Annotated in this window: 21 protein-coding genes and 2 tRNA genes; 14 read left to right on the top strand and 9 right to left on the bottom strand. The window is 54.0% G+C overall.

All coding sequences use genetic code 11. The features are described from left to right. Nucleotides 1-400: 400 nt before the first annotated feature. Nucleotides 401-715: a PepSY domain-containing protein gene (locus JDW22_RS07245; protein ID WP_200522471.1), complete on the top strand. Its 315-nt coding sequence runs from the start codon at nucleotides 401-403 to the stop codon at nucleotides 713-715. Between the two features lie 123 nt (nucleotides 716-838). Here the strand turns inward: JDW22_RS07245 and tsaA are convergent, their stop codons facing one another. After that, nucleotides 839-1,510 (bottom strand): tRNA (N6-threonylcarbamoyladenosine(37)-N6)-methyltransferase TrmO, encoded by a 672-nt coding sequence (tsaA, locus tag JDW22_RS07240; RefSeq protein ID WP_200522470.1) that lies wholly within the window; start codon nucleotides 1,508-1,510, stop codon nucleotides 839-841. Between the two features lie 347 nt (nucleotides 1,511-1,857). Here tsaA and gloA point away from each other — a divergent pair, with 347 nt between their 5' ends. The 5 genes from gloA to JDW22_RS07215 all read left to right on the top strand — a co-directional run bounded on the left by gloA (nucleotide 1,858) and on the right by JDW22_RS07215 (nucleotide 5,534). Continuing rightward, nucleotides 1,858-2,268 (top strand): lactoylglutathione lyase, encoded by a 411-nt coding sequence (gloA, locus tag JDW22_RS07235; RefSeq protein ID WP_200522469.1) that lies wholly within the window; start codon nucleotides 1,858-1,860, stop codon nucleotides 2,266-2,268. Between the two features lie 128 nt (nucleotides 2,269-2,396). Continuing rightward, nucleotides 2,397-2,852: an acyl-CoA thioesterase gene (locus tag JDW22_RS07230; RefSeq protein ID WP_200522468.1), complete on the top strand. Its 456-nt coding sequence runs from the start codon at nucleotides 2,397-2,399 to the stop codon at nucleotides 2,850-2,852. An 84-nt stretch (nucleotides 2,853-2,936) separates the two neighbouring features. Then, nucleotides 2,937-4,334 (top strand): tRNA uridine-5-carboxymethylaminomethyl(34) synthesis GTPase MnmE, encoded by a 1,398-nt coding sequence (mnmE, locus tag JDW22_RS07225; RefSeq protein ID WP_200522740.1) that lies wholly within the window; start codon nucleotides 2,937-2,939, stop codon nucleotides 4,332-4,334. Between the two features lie 92 nt (nucleotides 4,335-4,426). Continuing rightward, nucleotides 4,427-4,654 (top strand): exodeoxyribonuclease VII small subunit, encoded by a 228-nt coding sequence (gene xseB / locus JDW22_RS07220; protein ID WP_003798240.1) that lies wholly within the window; start codon nucleotides 4,427-4,429, stop codon nucleotides 4,652-4,654. Next, nucleotides 4,647-5,534: a polyprenyl synthetase family protein gene (locus JDW22_RS07215; protein WP_200522467.1), complete on the top strand. Its 888-nt coding sequence runs from the start codon at nucleotides 4,647-4,649 to the stop codon at nucleotides 5,532-5,534. The genes xseB and JDW22_RS07215 overlap by 8 nt, the downstream gene beginning before the upstream one ends. Before the next feature lie 31 nt (nucleotides 5,535-5,565). On the opposite strand, the gene JDW22_RS07210 is transcribed toward JDW22_RS07215, so the two are convergent. The 7 genes from JDW22_RS07210 to rseP all read right to left on the bottom strand — a co-directional run bounded on the left by JDW22_RS07210 (nucleotide 5,566) and on the right by rseP (nucleotide 12,234). Further along, nucleotides 5,566-5,745 carry a hypothetical protein gene (locus tag JDW22_RS07210; protein ID WP_200522466.1) on the bottom strand — a complete coding sequence of 60 codons (180 nt, stop codon included), beginning with the start codon at nucleotides 5,743-5,745 and terminating at the stop codon, nucleotides 5,566-5,568. A 179-nt stretch (nucleotides 5,746-5,924) separates the two neighbouring features. Beyond that, the gene (locus JDW22_RS07205) at nucleotides 5,925-6,140 is read right to left on the bottom strand and encodes a hypothetical protein (RefSeq protein WP_003798234.1); all 216 of its coding nucleotides are present in this window, start codon (nucleotides 6,138-6,140) and stop codon (nucleotides 5,925-5,927) included. 2 nt (nucleotides 6,141-6,142) lie between these two features. Then, nucleotides 6,143-6,382, bottom strand: coding sequence for a hypothetical protein (locus tag JDW22_RS07200; RefSeq protein WP_200522465.1), 240 nt, complete (start codon nucleotides 6,380-6,382; stop codon nucleotides 6,143-6,145). Between the two features lie 62 nt (nucleotides 6,383-6,444). Next, complete coding sequence (gene lpxD, locus JDW22_RS07195) at nucleotides 6,445-7,485, bottom strand: UDP-3-O-(3-hydroxymyristoyl)glucosamine N-acyltransferase (protein ID WP_040559061.1); 1,041 nt, start codon at nucleotides 7,483-7,485, stop codon at nucleotides 6,445-6,447. A 171-nt stretch (nucleotides 7,486-7,656) separates the two neighbouring features. After that, complete coding sequence (locus JDW22_RS07190; RefSeq protein WP_003798229.1) at nucleotides 7,657-8,169, bottom strand: OmpH family outer membrane protein; 513 nt, start codon at nucleotides 8,167-8,169, stop codon at nucleotides 7,657-7,659. A 185-nt stretch (nucleotides 8,170-8,354) separates the two neighbouring features. Continuing rightward, on the bottom strand, nucleotides 8,355-10,892 hold the full coding sequence (bamA, locus tag JDW22_RS07185; RefSeq protein ID WP_200522464.1) for an outer membrane protein assembly factor BamA: 2,538 nt from the start codon (nucleotides 10,890-10,892) through the stop codon (nucleotides 8,355-8,357). A 13-nt stretch (nucleotides 10,893-10,905) separates the two neighbouring features. Further along, entirely contained in the window at nucleotides 10,906-12,234 is a 1,329-nt protein-coding gene (gene rseP, locus JDW22_RS07180; protein ID WP_407929584.1) for an RIP metalloprotease RseP, read from the bottom strand. A 299-nt stretch (nucleotides 12,235-12,533) separates the two neighbouring features. Here rseP and JDW22_RS07175 point away from each other — a divergent pair, with 299 nt between their 5' ends. The 6 genes from JDW22_RS07175 (at nucleotide 12,534) to JDW22_RS07150 (ending at nucleotide 16,657) form a co-directional block, all read left to right on the top strand. Further along, the gene (locus tag JDW22_RS07175; RefSeq protein ID WP_003798224.1) at nucleotides 12,534-13,202 is read left to right on the top strand and encodes a response regulator; all 669 of its coding nucleotides are present in this window, start codon (nucleotides 12,534-12,536) and stop codon (nucleotides 13,200-13,202) included. 141 nt (nucleotides 13,203-13,343) lie between these two features. Beyond that, the gene (locus JDW22_RS07170; protein WP_003798222.1) at nucleotides 13,344-14,654 is read left to right on the top strand and encodes an ATP-binding protein; all 1,311 of its coding nucleotides are present in this window, start codon (nucleotides 13,344-13,346) and stop codon (nucleotides 14,652-14,654) included. 192 nt (nucleotides 14,655-14,846) lie between these two features. Next, nucleotides 14,847-15,149, top strand: a complete 303-nt coding sequence (gene rplU, locus JDW22_RS07165) for a 50S ribosomal protein L21 (protein WP_003798221.1) — start codon at nucleotides 14,847-14,849, stop codon at nucleotides 15,147-15,149. Nucleotides 15,150-15,174: 25 nt separating this feature from the next. Continuing rightward, complete coding sequence (rpmA, locus tag JDW22_RS07160) at nucleotides 15,175-15,447, top strand: 50S ribosomal protein L27 (RefSeq protein ID WP_003798220.1); 273 nt, start codon at nucleotides 15,175-15,177, stop codon at nucleotides 15,445-15,447. A gap of 156 nt (nucleotides 15,448-15,603) precedes the next feature. After that, entirely contained in the window at nucleotides 15,604-16,578 is a 975-nt protein-coding gene (locus JDW22_RS07155) for a polyprenyl synthetase family protein (protein WP_003798218.1), read from the top strand. 7 nt (nucleotides 16,579-16,585) lie between these two features. After that, nucleotides 16,586-16,657, top strand: a tRNA-Arg gene (locus tag JDW22_RS07150). A 50-nt stretch (nucleotides 16,658-16,707) separates the two neighbouring features. Here the strand turns inward: JDW22_RS07150 and JDW22_RS07145 are convergent. Next, nucleotides 16,708-16,798, bottom strand: a tRNA-Ser gene (locus tag JDW22_RS07145). A gap of 132 nt (nucleotides 16,799-16,930) precedes the next feature. Here JDW22_RS07145 and JDW22_RS07140 point away from each other — a divergent pair. After that, on the top strand, nucleotides 16,931-17,419 hold the full coding sequence (locus tag JDW22_RS07140; RefSeq protein WP_040559059.1) for an outer membrane protein assembly factor BamE: 489 nt from the start codon (nucleotides 16,931-16,933) through the stop codon (nucleotides 17,417-17,419). A gap of 25 nt (nucleotides 17,420-17,444) precedes the next feature. After that, entirely contained in the window at nucleotides 17,445-17,843 is a 399-nt protein-coding gene (locus tag JDW22_RS07135) for a hypothetical protein (RefSeq protein WP_040559057.1), read from the top strand. The last annotated feature ends 222 nt before the right edge of the window (nucleotides 17,844-18,065 follow it).

Below are 18,065 nucleotides of genomic sequence, written 5' to 3'. Positions count from 1 at the left end.
GGCATGGCATTGAAATCTTTGTCTAAACAATAATTGGAGAAAGCAGCCCGAACGGGCAGTTAGATAACGCGCGCGGCGTTCAGGCTGCCAAGTTGGATGGTAGTTTGAGCGATGGTTTGCATGGTTTATCCTTTCTTGGCAATGGGTTGAACAATGAAAGCGCGGATGATACGCGCGGGCGGCGGAGTTTGGCAAATTTGAGCCGGATAATGGTGGCAAAGTGTGGTTTTTGCTTCGTATAAAGCCCAAATGCGATTTCAGGCTGCCTTTACATTGAGGCAGCCTGAAAACCTTTACACATTCTTAATACACTCCTAATTATCTCCTAATTTTCGCTCTCTATACTGCGAACCGTTGTCAAGCGACACACATTTTCTTAACCACTAACAGGAGTCATACCATGAAATTCAACACCCAAAAAACCGCAGCCGTTTTATTTGCCGCATTGTTTGCCGCAGTTTCCGCGCCCGCTTTGGCCGGCGGCGATTATTTGCACTACGAGCAAAACCGCGCCAGCTACATCACGCATGAAAAAGCGGCGCAAATTGCCGTTGCCAAAGTGGGCGGCGGGCAGGCGACGGAAGTGGAATTTGACCGCAGCCGCAACAAGCCCGACCATTTTGACGTGGACGTGCGCACGGCAAACGGGCAGAAATACGAAGTGGAAGTGAATGCCAAAACGGGCGCGGTGATTTCCAGCAAATTGGATGACTAATCGGCGCAGGCGCTTAGGCAGCCTGCGTAGCGAAGCTAAAACGGTTTGTTTGCCGCGAATTACATTCCCTTTTTCTTGTGAGATTGGACGTGCCGGGCACGTCCTTTTTTGCGTGCGGCGGTTTTATTCGCACGACAGAATGCGAACGCTGCCGTTGGCGATTTGAAATTTCACTTCTTTGCCGGCGATGGTCGTGCCGTAGATGCGCTCGGGGAGGTCTTGATAGGCGGGGCGGGGGTCTTGGGCGAGACTTTGTTCGATTAGGGCGCGCTGTTCGGGGGAAAGCGCGGCGGGGCGGCTTTCAGGCTGCCAGATAACGTTTAACAAAGCGGGCGCGCCGTTTACAAAGCCTGCGCGGGCTTGGGGATGGGCTTCGGCAAAGGGGATATAGGGTTTGATGTCGATAACGGGCGTGCCGTTGAGCAGGTCGCCGCCTTGGCAATGGATGTGCACGCGGCTGCCTGTGGTGTCTATGCGGATAAGGCGCAGCAGGGAAAGCCCGATGTGGTTGGGGCGGTGCGGGCTGCGGGTGGCGAATACACCCATTTTTTGTTTGCCGCCCAAGCGCGGCGGGCGAACCATTTGCGCCCAGCCTTCGCCGATGGCATCGTGAAACAGAAATTGCAGCCAGATGTAATCAAAGCCGTCTAAACCGCGCACGCTGTCGGCGGTGAATTCGGGGTTGAGCGTGATGATGGTTTCGGCGGCGGGCACGAGCTGCGGCTGGCGGGGAATGCCGAATTTTTGGGCGTAGGGGGATTGGACTGTGCCGATGGGGTGGAGGGTGTGGAACATGGTTTCAGGCTGCCTTTTGGGATGGGTGTGGGTATTTTATCGTGATTGGTGGCAGCCTGAAAAAAGGAAACCAGCAATAGTTTACTAACCAATGCGCTGGTTTATTTAAGACAGCTTGAAAATAGAGTGGGTTGGCTGTTTGAATAAAAAGGCGGGCATTTTTTAGGACAGAATTAGCAAATCAGTTAAACGGGCTTTGCCAAACAATCCTCAACCCGTTTTCAGGCTGCCTAATGCGCAGGCAAGATTAGGTAAACGGCGGAATCAATCGTAAAATAGGCAGCCTGAAAGTTTGAAAACCGATTTTCAGACTGCCTTTTAACCAACAAACATAAAGGAACACAATCATGCGATTACTCCACACCATGCTGCGCGTGGGCGATTTGGACAAATCTTTGGCGTTTTACACCGAAGTGCTGAATATGAAACTGTTGCGCCGCAAAGACTACCCCGACGGGCGTTTCACGCTGGCGTTTGTGGGCTACGGTGAAGAGCACGACACCACCGTGCTGGAACTCACCCACAACTGGGACACGCCGTCCTACGACCTCGGCGCAGGCTATGGGCACATCGCCATAGAAGTGGACAACGCCGCCGCTGCCTGCGATGCCGTGCGCGCCAAAGGCGGCAAAGTCATCCGCGAAGCCGCACCAATGAAACACGGCACCACCGTGATTGCGTTTGTGGAAGACCCCGATGGCTATAAAATTGAATTTATTGAAAAAGGCACGGGCGCGGATACCTACAAGGGCGCGTAAACCCGCTACAAGGCAGCCTGAAAACCGAATTTCAGGCTGCCTTTTTAGGCGCACCATATTTTCAGGCTGCCTACTCCCGCCAATTTGTTAAAATACCGCCTTTTTTACGCCAAACAATTCAAACAATCATGCAAAACATCCTGCCCCACGAACTGCACATGACTACGCTGATTACGCCCGCTATGGCCAATTTTAGCGGCAACCTACACGGCGGCGAGCTGCTCAAAATGCTGGACCAAGTTGCCTACGCCTGCGCCAGCCGCTATTCGGGCAATATGTGCGTAACGCTGTCGGTGGACCAAGTGATGTTTAAAGAGCCGATTCATGTGGGCGAGCTGGTAAACTACTACGCCAGTGTGAACCTGGTGGGGCGCACCTCCATGGAAATCGGCATCCGCGTGGAAGCTGAAAACATCCAAACGCGCAGCGTGCGCCACACCAACTCTTGCTATTTCACCATGGTGGCAATGAAAGACGGCAAGCCCGTTGCCGTGCCGCCGCTGGCATTGCATACCGAAGAACAAATCCGCCGCCATGCCGCTGCCGAGCAGCGCAAAAAAATACGGCTGCAAGCCAACCAATAGGCAGCCTGAAAACAATTATTCATGGTTTGCCTATTGCCTACGCCGTTTCAGGCTGCCTCAATCATCCCCATCCATCATCTCAAAATGTTATCCACACAACCATCCACAGCCAACGCCCCCACCATCGCCGCCATCGCCACCGCAGCAGGACGCGGCGGCGTGGGCGTGATTCGCATTTCGGGTCATCAGCTTTTGTCCCTCGCCCAAGCCATCACAGGCGGCAAAACGCCCAAGCCGCGCACCGCGCTCTATACCGATTTTTTAGACGAACACGGCAACGCCATCGACAACGGCATCCTGCTCTATTTCGCCGCCCCCGCCAGCTTCACCGGCGAAGACGTAATCGAACTGCAAGGGCATGGCGGGCAAATTGTGCTGCAAATGCTGCTCAACCGCTGCCTGCAACTGGGCGCGCGCATCGCCGAAGCAGGCGAGTTCACCAAACGCGCCTTTTTAAACAACAAATTAGACCTTGCCCAAGCCGAAAGCGTTGCCGATTTAATTGACGCATCCAGCCAAGCCGCCGCCCGCATGGCGGTGCGCTCGCTCAAAGGCGCGTTTTCCAACCAAATCCATCGCCTTGTGGACGATTTAATCACATTGCGGATGCTGGTGGAAGCCACGCTGGATTTTCCTGAAGAAGAAATAGATTTTTTAGAAGCCGCCGATGCAAAAGGCAAACTTACCGCGCTGCAAAACGAACTGTCCACAATTTTATCCACAGCCAACCAAGGCGCAATTTTGCGTGAAGGGATGAATGTTGTGCTGGTGGGCGCGCCCAATGTGGGCAAGTCTAGCCTGCTTAATGCGCTGGCGGGCGACGACATCGCCATTGTTACCCACATTGCAGGCACCACGCGCGACACCGTGCGCGAACACATCACGCTGGACGGCGTGCCTATTCATATCACCGACACCGCAGGCTTGCGCGAAACGGATGATTTGGTGGAAAAAATCGGCATAGAGCGCAGCGAAAAAGCGGTGCAAAACGCCGATGTTGCCCTGATTTTGATTGACCCCGCCGAGGGCATCAACTCCGCCACCCAAAGCATATTAGACAAGCTGCCCAGCAGCCTCACCCGCATTGTTATCCACAACAAAGCCGACTTGCGCAACGAAACGCCCAGCCGTACGGACAACCACATAGGCAGCCTGAAAATTAAAACGGATACGCCCGCCACGCTCATCAAACTATCCGCCAAAACAGGCGTAGGCTTGGATTTGCTCAAACAAGCCTTGCTGGATGCCGTGGGCTGGCAAGGCGAAAGCGAGGGCTTGTTCCTTGCCCGCAGCCGCCACATCCACGCGCTAGAAGCCGCCCAACGCGAGCTAGACAACGCCGCCCTTTGCGGCAACCACCAGCTTGAACTGCTTGCCGAACACCTGCGCCTTGCGCAAAACGCGTGCAGCGAAATCACCGGCGAATTTACCGCCGATGATTTGCTGGGCGTGATATTCAGCCGCTTTTGCATTGGCAAATAGGCTGAATGCGTTTTCAGGCTGCCTCAAAGTGCAGGCAGCCTGAAAACCAATCAACGCCGTTATCCCTTTCTCTAATCCCCCCGAGACCCATCATGGCAAAAAAATCCCCGCCCAAAACATTTGAAGACGCAATCGCTCGTTTAGAAGCCATCACCCAATCCATGCAAAACAACGCCCAACCGCTAGAAGAAGCCCTAGAAAACTACGCCGAAGGCGTGGAATTGGTGCGCTACTGCCAACAAAAACTCGCCGCCGTAGAGCAAAAAATTCAAGTGTTAGACCACGGCGATTTAAAAGACTGGGAGCTAGAAGGTGAATGATTTTGTAACGTGGCAAAAAACCGCGCAGGCGCACACCGAAGCCGTGTTGCAACAGATGCTGCCTGAAACCGCCCTTGCGCCGCAAGGCTTGCACAAAGCGATGCGCTATGCCGCATTGGATGGCGGCAAACGGCTGCGCCCGATGCTAGTGTTAGCCGCCGCCGAGCTGGGCAACCGTGTTCAGGCTGCCTGCGAAGCCGCGCTGGCGGCGGTGGAATGCATCCACGTTTACTCGCTGGTGCACGACGATATGCCCGAAATGGACAACGACACGCTGCGGCGCGGCAAGCCCACCTGCCATGTGGCGTATGGCGCGGCAACCGCGCTGCTGGTGGGTGATGCCTTGCAAACGCTGGCGTTTGAGCTGCTGTCGCGCCAAACCGATTTACCCGCCGCGCAGCAGCTGCGCATGCTCAACGTGTTGGCACGCGCCTCGGGCAGCGCAGGCATGGCAGGTGGACAAGCAATTGATTTAGCTAACGTGGGGCACGATTTGCCGCAAGATGCGTTGGAGCAAATGCACAGCCTGAAAACAGGCGCGCTGATTCGCGCGGCGGTGCAGCTGGGCGCATTAAGCTGCCCCGATGTGGATGAGGCCGCGCTCGCCGCGCTGGACGAATACGCCGCCAAACTCGGCTTGGCGTTTCAAGTGATTGACGACGTGTTGGACTGCGCCGCCGACACCACCACGCTGGGCAAAACCGCAGGCAAAGATGCCGATGCCGACAAGCCCACCTATGTGAAACTGCTCGGCTTGGACGCGGCGCGAGGCTATGCCGAACAACTCGCCGCCGACGCCATCAACGCGCTGGCAACGTTTGATGCACGCGCCACACGCCTGCGCGAGCTGGCAGAATTCACCGTCGGGCGCAAGTTCTAACCACCCTCGCCGACCATCAAACAGCGCATCATCAGGCAGCCTGAAAATACTTTTCGCCAGCGCACGGCTTGCCAGCAAGCCGTAGAAAGCGCGGGGTGAGCGTTTCAGGCTGCCTGTCTTTGCGCCCGCGTTTTAAGTTGGGCTTGTTACCCGGCCCGAATCTTTGAGGCAGCCTGAAATCTAAAATGGCGCGGCGACGGCTCGCCGCCAAATAGTATTCAACGGGGCTTTACGGGTTGGAAAAATGTCGGCGAGCCGACGCGCCAAAGAGGCAGCCTGAAAAAGACAAAACCGTTTGGTGTCGCGCCAAACGATTTTTTGCAGGACGGATGGTTTTAGCTTCGCTGCAGCCTGTGGTTTTAGCTTCGCTGAAACGCACTTCGTTCGTTTTCAGGCTGCCTTATCGCGGTTGCCACGCTCTGCTCTCTCTTCCAACTTCATCCGCTTATTGCGCCGCCGAATCAACACCACCCACAACGAAAACAGCGTAGGCAGCACCGTCCAAAACACCAGATAAATCAACACCCGCGCGATGCCTTGCGGATACTGCGCGATGGAAAACATCAGCGTGACGAAAACATAGCCGATTAGGATGATGTGCCACATGCCTACCGCCCGTGCGTGAGCCGCAGAACCGCGCCGTTTTGCTTGTTAATCACATGTTGGATGGCGCGGCTTTTGCCGTACACGTTGGCGATATGAACTTCGGCGGGTGCTTCGGCATGGGCGCGGGTTTGAACAAGGATGTGGCCGTTTTGGCTGAGGAGGTTGTGTTCGGGGGCGGCTTGGGCTGGGGTGGTCATAAACAGGGCGGTTAGAACGGGGATGGTTAAAGGTTTGAGCGGCATGGTGTTCCTTTGCGATAACCGTTTTCAGGCTGCCTGTGGATTGTGCACAGGCAGCCTGAAAATCATTCTTCGTTGCCGTTTCGTTCGGCTAACTGCGCTTCCAGCGCTTTGAGGCGTTTGTGCATTTCGTTCAGGTGGTTCAGGTGCACGGCGTTGCGCGTCCATTCGCGGAAGGTTTGCATCGGGTAGATGCTGGCGTAGTGCGTGCCGCTTTCTTTGATGCTGTGGGTAACGGATGTGCCGCCGCCGATGGTGGTTTTGTCGGCGATTTCAATATGCCCCACCGTGCCCACGCCGCCGCCGAGGATGCAGTAGTCGCCGATTTTCACGCTGCCTGAAATGCCGGTGCACGAGGCAATGACGGTGTGCGCGCCGATTTGGCAGTTGTGGGCGATTTGAATCAGGTTGTCGATTTTGGTGCCGCGCCCGATTGTGGTGTCGCTCATCGCACCGCGGTCTATGGTGGTGTTGGCGCCGATTTCCACATCGTCGCCCAGCGTAACCGCGCCCGTTTGCGGGATTTTGAGCCAATGGTCGCCCGCAAACGCCAGCCCGAAGCCGTCTGCGCCGATGATGCTGCCCGAATGGATTTCCACGCGCTCGCCCAGCGTGCAGCCGTGGTAAACGGTTACGTTGGGGTGCAGTACGACTTGGCTGCCGAGCGTGCAATCGTGTTCCACCACGCTGTTGGGCAGGATGCGGCATTGTTCGCCCAACACCGTGCGTGCGCCGATGTACACATTTGCGCCGATTTCGCAGCTGGCGGGCACGCGGGCGGTAGGGTCTATCACGGCGGTGGGATGGATGCCTGCTTGAGCTATGGGCGCGGGGTGGAACAGCCTTGCCACTTGGGCGAAGTAAAGATAGGGGTCGGCGGCGATAATCAGGTTGCGATTAGGGAAAAGTGCGGCGGCTTTTTGCGCAACGATAATTGCGCCTGCTTGGCTGTGCTCCACTTCGCTTTTGTATTTGGGGTTGGCGAGAAAGGTGATTTCATGCGCTTGGGCACGGGCGGCGGGGGCGATGGCAGTGATGACGATGTCGTTGCCGATAAGTTCGCCGCCGAGTTGGGCGGTAAGCTGGGAGAGGGTGAATTGGGTCATGGGAGCTCCTTGCGGGTAGGCTTGGCTGAATGGGGTTTCAGGCTGCCTTGTGCGTTTCAGAGGCAGCCTGAAAACGATAAACAACGGCATAAGTAGGGCGTCTATTCCATCATAACGCCAAAGGCAGCCTGAAATTCGTTTCACCGTTTTCAGGCTGCCTTTTGGGTTGTATTACTTCATTTCATCCAACAGTTTAATCACGCGGTCGGTGATGTCGTATTGCTGGGTAACAAACACCGCTTCTTGCACAATCAAATCGTATTTTTCTTTTTCGGCAATATTGCGGATAACCGTGTTGGCGTTGTTTTGCAGCGCGGCAAATTCTTCGTTGCGGCGCAGGTTGTATTCTTCGGCAAGGCGGGCGGAGGCGATGCGGTATTGCTTGCCTGTTTCCAGTAATTTGGCTTCGGTTTGTTTACGCGCCGCGTTGCTCAGTTTGCCGCGCGTGAGCTTTTGTTTAAGTTGAATGCCTTGCTGTTGCAGTGCGTTGAGTTTTTGCTGCTGCGCGCCAAATTCTTGTTGCAAAGTGGCTTCAATGCGTTGCGCGGCTTGGGTTTCGGTGTAAACGCGCTCGGGGTTTACATAGCCAAACTTTTGCACGCGCTCGGCATGGGCGGGCAGCGCAATAAGGCAGCCTGAAAACACAGCAGCGGCGCAAAGATTTCGGATGGTTAGGGGTTTCATGTTGTTCGTCCTATTTTTGGTTTGTTTGCGATACGCGGTGGGATGGCGCGCGCGTAGGGATAAGTGTATTCATTGCGTGCGGATAAAGCAACCGCGCCAATCAATTTTCAGGCTGCCTATATGCCGCTTAAATCAATAAAAGCCTGTTGGCAGTTTGCAAATAACTGCCAACAGGCTTTTTGATTTTAGAACACAGTGCCCAGTTGGAATTGGAAGCGTTGCACTTGGTCGCCCGTTTTTTTGTTGAGCGGCAAGGCGTAGCTCAATTTAATTGGGCCGACGGGGGAAATCCACGTTAAAGCCAAGCCTGTTGAATAGCGCAATTCTTCTTTAAAGCTGGATTTATGGCTGCTGGTGTAAAAACCATTGCTGCCATAAGGATTGCTGCGGCTGTATGCAAATTGGTTGTAGTTTTTGCCATCCCACACGCTGCCCGCATCAGCAAACAAGCTCATGCGAATACTTTTGCTGTCTTTTAAGCCAGGGAAGGGGAACAGCAATTCGGCGTTGGCGTTCACGGCAAATTTACCGCCGTATGCCTCAGTGTCCAGCGAGCCATCGTAGGGGTCAACGTCATACACTTTGGGGCCGAGCGTGCCTGTTTCGTAGCCGCGCACCGAGCCTAAACCGCCGCCCGATTGGGTGTACATAAACGGCACATCTTTGGTTTTGCCATAGCTGCCGCTGTATCCAATTTGCCCATTCAGCATCAGGGTAAACGAGCGAGAAATCGGGAAGTACCAAGTTTGTTGGTGCCCTAATTGATAATATTGCAAGCCGCTACCGGGTAAGCCAATTTCGCCTGTTACATTGGCGTTGTAGCCGCGAGTAGGCCAATAGCCATCATCGGTGGTGTTGCGATACCAGCTTAACAAGCCTTTGTAAATCCAGTTGTTGCGCTTGTTTTCATCCACAAAGCGTTGATAACGATAAGGCGGGTTGCGTAACAGCGTAACGCCCATGTGTTCCACGCCCAAGCCAAAGTTTACGCGGTCGTATTCGGTAATCGGGATGCCCATGGTTGCCGTGCCGCCGTAGCGCGTCATGCGGTAATTGCGGCGCGTGCTGGTGCTGGTGGATTTGGACGGGTCGTAGCGCGAGCCGAACAGGCTGTAAGTCATGCTCACGCCGTCGGGAGTGAAATAAGGGTCGGTGAACGACAGGTTTGCCGATTGGGTTACTTTGCTGCGCGACACGTTCAGCGAAGCGGATTTGCCCGTGCCGAACAAATTGTCTTGCGACACGCCCGCCGCCAAAATCAAACCGTCGTCTTGCGACCAACCTGCCGAAGCATTCAGGCTGCCTGTGGCGCGTTCTTTCACGGCAACGGAAACATCCATTTGCTGCTCATCTTCGGGCACGGGCGTGGTGGTTACTTGCACGTCTTCAAAATAGCCTAGCTGGCGCAAGCGTTCTGCCGAGCGGTTGAGCTTGCCTTGGTCGTAGGTTGCGCCTTCCATTTGGCGCATTTCGCGGCGGATGATTTCATCGCGGGTTTTGTTGTTGCCGCTGATTTCAATTTGGCGCACCGCCACGCGGTTGCCGGGGTTCAGCTGCACGGTCAAATCCACATAATGCTTGCCGTTTTCCTCGCGGCGGCGCGCTTCGGTGGTTACTTCGGCGCGGGCATAGCCTGCGGATTGCAAATCCAGTTTGATTTTGGCTAGCGCTTCTTGCAGCGTGTCCATGTTGCTCAAACTTCCTGCTTTGATTTTTTTCAGGTGTTTTTGCAATTGGGCAATCGGCACTTCTTTGTTGTCGCCTTCAATTTGGGTGTCGCCCCAATAATAGCGTTCGCCCTCGTGCACGCGGATGGTTACGCTTTCGCGCGTGCGGTCTTCGTTGAGCTGGCGTTGCACGTCTTCAAAGTCCACTTTGAAATCAAAATAGCCTTTGCGGTGGTAGAACGATTCTAGGCGGGCTTTGTCTTTGCTGAATTTTTCCCATGAGAACACGTTGGATTTGGTTACCCACGAAATCCAAGTGCCGTCGGTTAAGCCAATCACGCGGCTGAGGCGGTAATCGGAAAAGTGTTCGTTGCCTTCAAAATCCAGTTTTTTCACGCGCGTGGTTTCGCCTTCTTCGATGTTGATGGTTACGGCAACGCGGTTTTGCGACAACTCTTGCACTTCGGGCGTGATTTTTACGTTGTTTTTGCCTTGCTCTTTATAGGCGGCATCTAAGGCGCGCAAGGCGCGAATCAGGGCTTCTTGGCTGAAAAAATCGCCTTTGGCTAAGCCTGCGCTGGCAATGGCTTGCGCGGTGCTGGAATCGGTGGTGCGTTCAAAATCGGCTTGTTTTTGGTCATACGATTTTTCGGTGTCTTGCTTGCTGTTCACCAAATCTTCATCGCTGCCTGCGTTGCTGGCGCGCACGGTGGACATTTGCTTCACAATGGCATCAGTGGGCAAAACTTTCGCGCCTTTCACCGTTAATTCGCTCACAATCGGGCGTTCTTTCACGGTGATAATCAGCATATTGCCGTTTTGTTCCAGCAGGGCGTTTTCGTAGAAACCGCTGGCGTGCAGGCGGCGGATGATGTCTTCGCCAACGGCATCGGTGTAGGTGTCGCCTTCTTTTACGGGCAGCAGCGAGCGCACGGTGGCTTCGGAAGTGTGTTGCTCGCCTTCAATGCGGAAGTTTTTGATGGTGAAATCGGCTGCCCATGCGGGCGCGGCAATGCCGAGTGCGATGAGGGTGGCGGTGAGGTGTTTGAGTTTCATAGGTTATCCAAAATTATCCAAAAGAGGCGATTAGTCGGGTGATGTCGTTGAAAAAGGCCAGAATCATCATGGCGAGCATAGCGGAAATGCCAAAGCGTAAGCCCCATTCTTGGGCGCGTTTGCTGATGGGTCGCCCAATCAAAAGCTCAATAGTATAGTAAACAAAATGCCCGCCGTCTAACACGGGAATCGGCAGCAGGTTCATCACGCCAAGGCTGATGCTCACCAGCGCGAGAAATTCCACATAAGGCTGCCAGCCGATTTGTGCGGTTTTGCCCGCCACTTCGGCGATGGTAATCGGGCCTGAAATATGCGCCAGCGAGGCGTTGCCTGTGAGCAATTTGCCGAAGAAAGATAGTGTCATGCCGGAATAATTAACGGTTTTGTTCCAGCTAAGCTGCATGGCTTCGGCGAAGCTGGGGGTGTAGTGGTGGCGGACTTTGTTGTCCCATGCGGCATCGCTTTGTGGCAGCACGCCGATTTTGCCCTCGGCGGTGGGGGTGATGGTGGTGCTGTATGCTTTGCCTTGGCGGATGTATTGGAGTTTCAGGCTGCGGCTGGGGTTTTCGCGGATGATTTTGCTCCACGCTTCCCATGTGGGCATGGCTTGGTTGTTGATGGCGATGATTTGGTCGTCTTTTTGCAAGCCTGCGCGTTGCGCGGGGGTGTTGGGGCGCACTTCGCCGATGCTGTTGCTCACTTTAACGGGCGAAATGCCCAGCCCGATTTTACGCTTGGCGACATCGTTGGCTTGCTGCGTGCCTGCTGCATTGACGATGCGGTTTTCAGGCTGCCCTTGCGCGTTTTCCACTTGCACGTTGATTTTGCCTGTTTCTAAATCCAGCACGATTTCGGTGTAGGCATCGGAAAAATTGTTTACGGGCTTGCCGTTTACGCTGATGATTTTGTCGCCTTGTTGAAAGCCTGCTTGCGCGGCGATGCTGGCGGGCTCTACCGTGCCCACATAGGGGCGGATTTGGGTGATGCCGCCGATGCCGAAGCTCAACCCATACAGTAGCACGGCAAGGATAAGATTGGTAAACGGCCCTGCCAGCACCACGGCGATGCGTTTGAGCGGATGCTGTTTATCAAAGGCGACGGGCAGGTCTTCGGGCGCGACTTCGCCTTCGCGTGTGTCCACCATTTTCACATAGCCGCCAACGGGAAAGGGGGCGAGACACCATTCAATATTGCGCCAGCGCTTGGTGTAAAACGGTTTGCCCATGCCCACGGAAAAGCGCAACACTTTGATGCCGCACAGCCGCGCCACGACAAGATGCCCGAGTTCGTGCAGGCTAACGAGTAAAACGATGGCGACAATAAATGCGGCAAGCATGTGCAAAGCGGATAAAACGGTGGACAAGGCGGCGCTCCGTGTGAATGGGGTTGGAAAAACGGGGCTAGCATAGCAGTTTTGGTTTATTTGATAAAGAGTTAGATGATAAAGAGTTAGATGATAAAGAGTTAGATAGATTGTGGCAGCCTGAAAAGCCATAATGGCGCAAGAATGATACGGCTTGGCCGCCCGTTATCTATAATATCAGCCGCCGCGCCCCCGTTTCAGGCTACCCTAATTTTCTGCTAATTATCTCCTGCTACAATCCATCCGAAAACCACCCGCCCAAACCCAAAGGACATCCCATGCGCATTTTGCTTGTTGAAGACGACTCCATGATTGCCCAAGCCGTTGTCGGCAGCCTGAAAGACGACGGCTACGCGGTGGATTGGGTGAACAACGGCAACACCGCCGAAACCACCCTCGCCGGCCAAAACTACGACATCATCCTGCTGGATTTGGGGCTGCCCGGGCAAGACGGCATCCAAGTGCTGCAACACACCCGCGCGCTTCGCAACGCCACGCCGATTCTCATCCTCACCGCCCGCGACGACATCCAAAGCCGCCTTGCAGGGCTAGATGGCGGCGCGGATGATTACATCATCAAACCCTTTATCATGGCGGAACTTAAAGCCCGCATCCGCGCCATCCTGCGCCGCCACGCAGGGCAAGCCAGCCCGCTGTTGCGCAACGGCAGCATTCAGCTTAACCCGCAAACCTACCAAGCCACGCTGGAAGGGCAGCCTGAAAACATCCTATTGAGCCAAAAAGAATTCGCCGTACTCCAAGCCCTAATTAGTCGCGCAGGCATCATCCATTCCCGCAGCGAGCTGGAAGACAAAATCTACGGCTGGGGCGAAGAAGTGGAAAGCAACGCCATCGATTTCCTGATTCACAGCCTGCGCAAAAAAATCGGCAAAGAGCATATTAAAAACATACGCGGCGTGGGCTGGATGATGCCCAAAGCTGAGTAATCCACTCAAACCAATTTCAGGCTGCCTCATATTCCAAGGCAGCCTGAAATGCTGTAAACAAATATTCGCCAGAACGCGCGTCTTGCCGCGCACCACGCTTCCCACAGCCCACCCATCGCACACCCAAAAGGCAGCCTGAAAATGACCCGCATCAAACACTCTCTCCAACTGCAACTTAGCCTCACCATCACCGCCCTGCTGCTGTTCATCGCTTTGGTTTCAGGCAGCCTCTCGTTCTACGAGACCTACCACCAAACCCACAAAATCCAAGACGACCTACTGCGCCAAATCGCCGCCTACATCAACCCCAGCCAACCCCTGCCCAAATCGCAAAAAAGCAAAAACGACGCGCGCATCCACATCCGCACCAGCACCCAACAAGCGCCCGACAAAAAAGCCCTGCCCGAAGCCAGCCACCTGCCCGACGGCTTCCACACCCTCACCGAAGCCGACGGCGACGACACCTACCGCGTCTACACCACCACCACTGAGCAAGGCAAAATCATCATCTATCAAGAAAACGAATACCGCGACGACCTAGCCCAAAGCATCGCATGGCACAGCACCGCGCCCATCCTAGCCACCATCCCGCTTGCCATCGCCCTGCTGATTGGGCAAATCCGCCGCGCCCTGCGCCCCCTGCGCCAACAATCGCAAGAATTGCAACACCGCCAAGCCACCAATCTCGCCCCGCTCAACCCCCAGCAAGCCCCCAGCGAAATCCAAGGCTTCATCCACGCCATCAACCAACTGCTCCACCGCACCCACCAAGCCATGCAACAGCAGCAACGCTTTATCGCCGATGCCGCCCACGAACTGCGCACCCCCACCACCGCCCTCAGCCTACAAGCCGAACGCCTAGCCGAACACAACCTCCCGCCCGAACTCCAAGCCCAAATAGGCAGCCTGAAAACCACCATCGCCCGCAGCCACCAACTGCAAGAACAACTGCTCACCCTCGCCCGCAGCCAAGCCAGCCCCGAGCCCGCCCAGCCCGCCCCTGCCACCCCAATTCAACCCATCTTCCAACGCATCATCCAAGACCTGCACCCCCTAGCCCAAGCCAAAAACCAAGATATCGGCGTAACCACCAGCGAAAACCCCAGCCTGCCCGTCAGCGAAATAGACCTATACACCCTTGTCAAAACCCTTGCCGACAACGCCATCCGCTACACCCCAAGAAGCAGCCAAATAGACCTATCCACCCAAAGCCAGCAGGGCAGCACCACCATCATCATAGAAGACAACGGCAACGGCATCCCCCCCGCCGAACGCCAGCGCGTATTTGACCCCTTCTACCGCATCCTCGGCAGCGACGAACAAGGCACAGGGCTCGGGCTGTCCATCGCCCAAACCATCGCTCAACGCCACGGCGGCAGCATCGCCCTGCACGACAGCCAAAACTTCCCCACAGGCTTGCGCGTAGAAATTACCTTGCCTAACCACCCATAGCGTTTTCAGGCTGCCCATACCGCAACACCCCAAGGCAGCCTGAAAACACCATCCCGCACGGTTTTCAGGCTGCCCCAACCATTCGGCAAAAATCTTTTGACAAAACAAACCAATATTGCCATAATTCGCCGCTTTCCACGTTCCGCCCCGCAAGCGGAACTTTTCATTAACCCAATTCTTACGGAGTTGAGCATGTACGCGGTCATAAAAACCGGCGGTAAACAATACAAAGTTACCGTTGGCGAAAAATTGAAAGTAGAACAGATACCAGCCGAACTCGACAGCCAAATCGAACTAGAAGTTCTGATGATTGCTGACGGCGATAAACTAAAACTAGGCGAAGAAGCCGCCAAAGCCAAAGTGGTAGCCAAAGTGGTTGCCCACGGTCGCGGCGAAAAAGTCCGCATTTTCAAAATGCGCCGCCGCAAACACTATCAAAAACGTCAAGGCCATCGCCAAAATTTCACCCAAATTGAAATTTTGTCCATCGCCTAAACCAATCTAATCAGGAGTAACCAACATGGCTAGTAAAAAAGCAGGCGGTAGCACCCGCAACGGACGCGATTCAGAAGCCAAACGCCTAGGCGTGAAAGCCTACGGCAACGAGCTGATTCCCGCAGGTTCAATCATCGTGCGCCAACGTGGCACCAAATTTCACGCAGGCGAAAACGTAGGCATGGGCAAAGATCATACCTTATTTGCCAAAGTGGACGGTTATGTAGAATTCGCCACCAAAGGCGCGTTGAACCGCAAAACCGTAAGCGTTCGCCCCTACGAAGGTGCAGAAAACTAATCCGGTTTTCGCCAAGCAAACCCTGTTGTGCCGCAACGGGGTTTTTCAATTTTCAGGCTGCCTCTGCTGCGCGAGCAAAAGGCAGCCTGAAAAGCCGATAACTGCTATAATCGCCCCTTTTCCCAACCACACGCATTCGCACGAAAGCCGCAAGTCATGCTGCACACCATTCCCTATTTTCAACAAAATTTGGAAACCGATTTAAGCCGCGTAAACGTGGTCATCAACCGCGCGGTGCAATCCGAAGTTGCCCTGATTTCGCAAATCGGCACCTACATCATCAGCGCAGGCGGCAAGCGGCTACGCCCCATTCTCACCATTTTGGCGGGCAAATGCTTGGGCTGCGACAGCGACAAACTGTATTCCCTCGCCGCCATGGTAGAATTTATCCACACCTCCACGCTGTTGCATGACGATGTGGTGGACGAAAGCGAACTGCGGCGCGGGCGCAAAACCGCCAACAATCTGTTTGGCAACGCCGCCGCCGTGTTGGTGGGCGATTTTTTATACACGCGCGCGTTTCAGCTGATGGTGGGTTCGGGCAGCCTGAAAATCCTAGAAGTGATGGCAGAAGCCACCAACATCATCGCCGAGGGCGAAGTGATGCAGCTAATGAACATCGGCAACACCGAAATCAGCGAAACTGAGTATTTGCAAGTCATCCAATACAAAACTGCCAAGCTGTTTGAAGCCGCCGCGCAAGTGGGCGCAATCCTAGCAGGCGCAACGAGCGGGCAAGAGCAAGCCCTGAAAGACTACGGCGCGCACATCGGCACCGCGTTCCAAATCATTGACGACGTGTTGGATTATTCGGGCAGCGTGGAGCAAATCGGCAAAAATGTCGGCGACGATTTAGCCGAAGGCAAGCCTACCTTGCCGCTGATTTATCTGATGCGGCAAGGCAGCGAAGAAGCCGCCCGCGATGTGCGCCACGCCTTGCAACACGCCGACCGCAGTTATTTTGAAACCATACACAATCATGTAATGCAATCGGGTGCGCTGGATTATTGCGTGCAGCAAGCCCGGCACGCAGCGGATAAAGCCATTTTGGCATTGCAAATGCTGCCTGAAAACGAAGTTACCCACGCCATGCGCGAACTGGCGGAACAATCCCTATCGCGCATCGCATAAAGCTCCGCTCGCCGTAGTTCAACGGATAGAACGTATGCCTCCTAAGCGTAAAATACAGGTTCGATTCCTGTCGGCGGGACACAAAAAAGGCAGCCTGAAATCAATTTTCAGGCTGCCTTAAACATATTTTGGCAGAGGGGATGGGATTCGAACCCACGATACGCTATTAACGTATACACACTTTCCAGGCGTGCGACTTAAACCACTCATCCACCCCTCTGTTGAAGTGAAGGGCGCGATTATACGCATAAATAAACAACATAACAAGCAAGCAGAAGCGATTTAGAATAGACAAATTAAAAATATTAAGTTATCTTAACGTTTTAAATTTTTGGTCAACAGAAAGAAAATTATGAAGGCATTGGCATTAACATTAGTTGCCGTGGCAGCCCTTAGCGCCTGTTCTGGCACAAGCACAAAAGTAGCCAAAGATGGCACAGCAAGCGAATTAAGCTGGCCTAATCCGACCAGCACATCTTTCAATAAAGATCGCGGCACCTATCCCAATTTGGAAAACCTCAGCAAAATTCGCTCAGGCATGTCAAAAGACGAATTGTACGACTTAATCGGGCGCCCGCAGTTCACCGAAGGCTTCCGTGTGCGCGAATGGAACTATCTGTTCCACTTCAACACACCCGGGCAAGGCACGCAAGGCGTAACAACCTGCCAATACAAAGTGCTGTTTGATAGCAAAAAATACGCCCGCAGTTTCCACTGGCGCGCAGTAGATCCTGTTGATGCTGTTTGTCCGCCTCCTGCCCCCGCTCCTGTTGTTCAACAAGCTGAACCTCAAGTGATTGTCCGTGAAATTGTGCAAACGCCCGCAAGAATCCGTCAATAACGCAATTATCGGCTTTGTTTTGTCTTTGCTGTTGTTCTCCTATGCGCAAGCCGAGGATAACATTGAGCAATATAAACAAAGCCGAAGAGTTGTTGTGGATACGAAAAAAGCAGAATTATGTTTTGCTGATACGCAAGATTGCCATAAAGTGCTTATTGGAAAAACAACCCCGAAAGGCGTTTTTCCATTAACACTTTACGCGACTGCAAAGAAAGGATACGGCGGAGAAATTATTGGATTCAAAGAAGAAAAAGACTTTCTGTTTGCATTGCATCGTGTATGGCTAGGAAAGCCATCGGAACGCAGGCAAGAAAGAATCGTATCCGATAAAGTGTCAGACCGTATCATGACAAATGGCTGCATTAATGTTAGCGATGCAGTTTATGAGAAATTACGAGAATACTTTGTGCTTGAAGTGATTTGATAGTAAGGCAGCCTGAAAACCCCACTCCCCCCAATTTCATGCTGTCCGCACACCACCCCACAACCTATTACCATTGATTGCGAGCAAGTGCATCCGAACAAAAAAACCATTATTGCGCAATCATTTGACCGTTTTACAGAAACATTTTCTGTTGTGGGGATTGACAATATTGGTTTGTGTGCGTATAGTTCGCATCTTTCGCTGCTACGGCAGCCGCCTCAC

It is taken from the genome of Kingella bonacorsii, from assembly GCF_016623605.1.
GTDB lineage: Bacteria > Pseudomonadota > Gammaproteobacteria > Burkholderiales > Neisseriaceae > Kingella_B > Kingella_B oralis.
This window is presented reverse-complemented; position numbering and strand designations above follow the sequence as displayed.

Bases quoted from the DNA above. Each gene is read 5' to 3' on its own strand.
- JDW22_RS07175 (WP_003798224.1), top strand. From the start codon at position 12,534: ATGCGCATTTTGCTTGTTGAAGACGACTCCATGATTGCCCAAGCCGTT.
- rplU (WP_003798221.1), top strand. From the start codon at position 14,847: ATGTACGCGGTCATAAAAACCGGCGGTAAACAATACAAAGTTACCGTT.
- JDW22_RS07200 (WP_200522465.1), bottom strand. From the start codon at position 6,382: ATGCCGCTCAAACCTTTAACCATCCCCGTTCTAACCGCCCTGTTTATG.
- rpmA (WP_003798220.1), top strand. From the start codon at position 15,175: ATGGCTAGTAAAAAAGCAGGCGGTAGCACCCGCAACGGACGCGATTCA.
- gloA (WP_200522469.1), top strand. From the start codon at position 1,858: ATGCGATTACTCCACACCATGCTGCGCGTGGGCGATTTGGACAAATCT.
- xseB (WP_003798240.1), top strand. From the start codon at position 4,427: ATGGCAAAAAAATCCCCGCCCAAAACATTTGAAGACGCAATCGCTCGT.
- JDW22_RS07140 (WP_040559059.1), top strand. From the start codon at position 16,931: ATGAAGGCATTGGCATTAACATTAGTTGCCGTGGCAGCCCTTAGCGCC.
- JDW22_RS07205 (WP_003798234.1), bottom strand. From the start codon at position 6,140: ATGTGGCACATCATCCTAATCGGCTATGTTTTCGTCACGCTGATGTTT.
- JDW22_RS07190 (WP_003798229.1), bottom strand. From the start codon at position 8,169: ATGAAACCCCTAACCATCCGAAATCTTTGCGCCGCTGCTGTGTTTTCA.
- tsaA (WP_200522470.1), bottom strand. From the start codon at position 1,510: ATGTTCCACACCCTCCACCCCATCGGCACAGTCCAATCCCCCTACGCC.
- bamA (WP_200522464.1), bottom strand. From the start codon at position 10,892: ATGAAACTCAAACACCTCACCGCCACCCTCATCGCACTCGGCATTGCC.
- JDW22_RS07230 (WP_200522468.1), top strand. From the start codon at position 2,397: ATGCAAAACATCCTGCCCCACGAACTGCACATGACTACGCTGATTACG.
- JDW22_RS07155 (WP_003798218.1), top strand. From the start codon at position 15,604: ATGCTGCACACCATTCCCTATTTTCAACAAAATTTGGAAACCGATTTA.
- lpxD (WP_040559061.1), bottom strand. From the start codon at position 7,485: ATGACCCAATTCACCCTCTCCCAGCTTACCGCCCAACTCGGCGGCGAA.
- JDW22_RS07245 (WP_200522471.1), top strand. From the start codon at position 401: ATGAAATTCAACACCCAAAAAACCGCAGCCGTTTTATTTGCCGCATTG.
- mnmE (WP_200522740.1), top strand. From the start codon at position 2,937: ATGTTATCCACACAACCATCCACAGCCAACGCCCCCACCATCGCCGCC.
- JDW22_RS07170 (WP_003798222.1), top strand. From the start codon at position 13,344: ATGACCCGCATCAAACACTCTCTCCAACTGCAACTTAGCCTCACCATC.